Source organism: Aeromonas sp. QDB25, from assembly GCF_027707725.1.
Lineage (GTDB): Bacteria > Pseudomonadota > Gammaproteobacteria > Enterobacterales > Aeromonadaceae > Aeromonas > Aeromonas caviae.
The window spans coordinates 1-3,044 of record NZ_JAPCIZ010000162.1 but is presented as its reverse complement, the minus strand read 5'-3'; the positions used below and the strand labels follow the sequence as shown (position 1 = coordinate 3,044).

Below are 3,044 nucleotides of genomic sequence, written 5' to 3'. Positions count from 1 at the left end.
AAGCAGCCTTGCGCTCACTTGAATAACGAGCCATTCGACACTCTTTATCCGCCCCCGGTCTTCACATTTAGATTATTCAGATTAGGCGACAACTATTCTGACACCGGGGGACCCGTGGCTGCCGATGACTATGCGCACTGGGCTCCAGCGGAAGGAGAACCAGGAACCACGGAGCTTATGGCCTGGTATGCGCAAGCGCAGGTGGGCGACAGCACTTTTGCCGTCTAAGGCGATAAACAAAAACGGAATGAGTTTCCCCATTCCGTTTCCGCTATTACAAACCGTCGGTGACGATTTTAGCCGCCGACGCTAATACATCGCGACGGCTTTCTGCCTTAGGTTGAGGCTGGGTGAAGTAAGTGACCAGAATCAGCGGCGCACGATCTTTTGGCCAGATCACCGCGATATCGTTGGTGGTGCCATAGTCACCGCTGCCGGTTTTATCCCCCACAACCCAGGAAGCAGGCAGTCCAGCCTGAATGCTCGCTGCACCGGTGGTATTGCCTTTCATCCATGTCACCAGCTGCGCCCGTTGGCTGTCGCCCAATGCTTTACCCAGCGTCAGATTCCGCAGAGTTTGCGCCATTGCCCGAGGTGAAGTGGTATCACGCGGATCGCCCGGAATGGCGGTGTTTAACGTCGGCTCGGTACGGTCGAGACGGAACGTTTCGTCTCCCAGCTGTCGGGCGAACGCGGTGACGCTAGCCGGGCCGCCAACGTGAGCAATCAGCTTATTCATCGCCACGTTATCGCTGTACTGTAGCGCGGCCGCGCTAAGCTCAGCCAGTGACATCGTCCCATTGACGTGCTTTTCCGCAATCGGATTATAGTTAACAAGGTCAGATTTTTTGATCTCAACTCGCTGATTTAACAGATTCGGTTCGCTTTCACTTTTCTTCAGCACCGCGGCCGCGGCCATCACTTTACTGGTGCTGCACATCGCAAAGCGCTCATCAGCACGATAAAGTATTTGCGAATTATCTGCTGTGTTAATCAATGCCACACCCAGTCTGCCTCCCGACTGCCGCTCTAATTCGGCAAGTTTTTGCTGTACGTCCGCCGTTTGCGCATACAGCGGCACACTTCCTAACAACAGCGTGACGGTTGCCGTCGCCATCAGCGTGAACTGGCGCAGTGATTTTTTAACCATGGGATTCCTTATTCTGGAAGAGACGAAATAACAACAACATGAATAGTCAATATTTTACCTGAAGCGAGCCACAACGCGTCCGATTTTATGCTTCCGAAAGGCAAATACGGACGTCGCCAGAATGAAACCTAAATTCCACGTGTGTTTTTTATTAGCTTCAAAAATCACTATTTCACGAAGAATTTAGACTGCTTCTCACACATTGTAACATTATTTACAACCACCTTTCAATCATTTTTGATAAATCATTGATTTCATCTTTGCTGCAATGATACTTAATAAACTCTGCAAGTTATCCACAGAGCAACACTCAATTTTATTGATGATATTCTTATTATACCAGACATTTTTCATACACTCCCTTGTACGGATAGTTTTCCGACAACTTCATGATTACATATCTTGCGGTTTTGATTATTTTTGCTGCAAGAAATACATACTTCAAACGAAAGGTCTTTATTTGCTGTCTGTATTCTGAAGAGTCCAAGGAATCAAACTTGAACAACAAAAATAGGTTATATGAAAGCATCATCATTTGAAACACGGCTTCATTCGCCCAAAATGACTTTAGCAAGAGATGACCCACCGCCATGTCGTATTTGGCTTCTTTGATATAGTTTTCAGCATTACCACGCTTTTCATAGTATATAACTACTTTTTCAGAAAGCAAGGTAGTATTTGTTACAAAGAAAAAGTAGTCGTATTCGGAACCTTCTAAAAGTGATAATTGTGCTCTTTCTTTTTCTGGTTTCAGTACGCGAGATACGACAAATCTTCTGTCTTTTTCCCATTTAACTAATTTTGTATACAGTTCTGTAGTTTCTCTACCTTCTTCTCCTTTAACGAATACAATTGATGAATTCGTTGCTTGTGAGGTGAGTGTAGAATAACTTTTGGCTTTAATTAAATATTTGCATCCAAGAGATTCTATCGTTTCGATAATTTTTTCATCAAAGTAGCCACTATCCATTCGAAATAAAATTTCTAAATCGTCTGATTTGATGTTAGCAACAATTTCTTTGATCATTTCCGCAGCACCGTTTGCAGTGTAAGTATTGCCACTTCTTACAAATCCGGTAACATATGCTTTTAATTCGTCGCAAAATGCAAATTGGATATTGTAGCATCGGTTTCCCAGTTTCTTAGGATTATATCCTTTTGACGCACCTTCTTGATGACCTTCTACGTTAATTACACTACTATCAATATCAATCGTAATGGATGTCAATTTACTTTTAGTGAGCAGTTTTTTAAAGACTTTAAAATTAATGTCTCTAAACATTTGGGTTGTCTTGAAGTTGAAGTTTCCTAGAAACCGTGACACTGTTTCAGGTTCTTTTACGGAAATATCAAACTCGTTGACGAGGGGATCATTTTGAAGTAGCTTTAGACGTTCTAACTTATCAATGCCAATGAAGTGACCGCAGAGCATGGTCTTTATATGATTCATCTTGATTTTATTTGTTGAGTCATTATCAAATACGAGGTCATTTTCAATAAAATCAAAAATCCCATTGCTTTTTGCATTCTCAAGGAGCAGAAAAAGACCTGCATTTGATGTTAGATTCTTAGCTTTGAAATCAATTTTATTAATCATAATTAGAACCCCTTTTTACTACTTTTCTTACTATTATTTTACCATATATCGAGTCATAAAAGCTGATAATTTAACATATTTTTGAGCACTTTTCTTTCACCCAATGGGTGAAAGCTGAATTTCGAAGGAATGCATATTTATCAAGGCTTTGATTATGCTTTTTGAAGTACTGACGTAGAATCTAGGTCATATATACTTTAGATTGATTTAAAACTTCATTTTTAATTTAAAAGGATCTAGGTGAAGATCCTTTTTGATAATCTCATGACCAAAATCCCTTAACGTGAGTTTTCGTTC

3 protein-coding genes are annotated in these 3,044 nt (G+C 41.4%); 1 reads left to right on the top strand and 2 read right to left on the bottom strand.

Translation table 11 applies throughout. The features are described 5' to 3' along the window. Window positions 1-228: hypothetical protein (locus PG883_RS23010; protein ID WP_442866379.1), on the top strand; the 228-nt coding region annotated here is incomplete at its 5' end. A 46-nt stretch (window positions 229-274) separates the two neighbouring features. On the opposite strand, the gene PG883_RS23005 is transcribed toward PG883_RS23010, so the two are convergent. Further along, window positions 275-1,150 carry an extended-spectrum class A beta-lactamase CTX-M-3 gene (locus PG883_RS23005; RefSeq protein WP_011091028.1) on the bottom strand — a complete coding sequence of 292 codons (876 nt, stop codon included), beginning with the start codon at window positions 1,148-1,150 and terminating at the stop codon, window positions 275-277. A gap of 334 nt (window positions 1,151-1,484) precedes the next feature. Further along, window positions 1,485-2,747, bottom strand: a complete 1,263-nt coding sequence (locus tag PG883_RS23000; protein ID WP_000608644.1) for an IS1380-like element ISEcp1 family transposase — start codon at window positions 2,745-2,747, stop codon at window positions 1,485-1,487. Window positions 2,748-3,044: the final 297 nt, after the last annotated feature.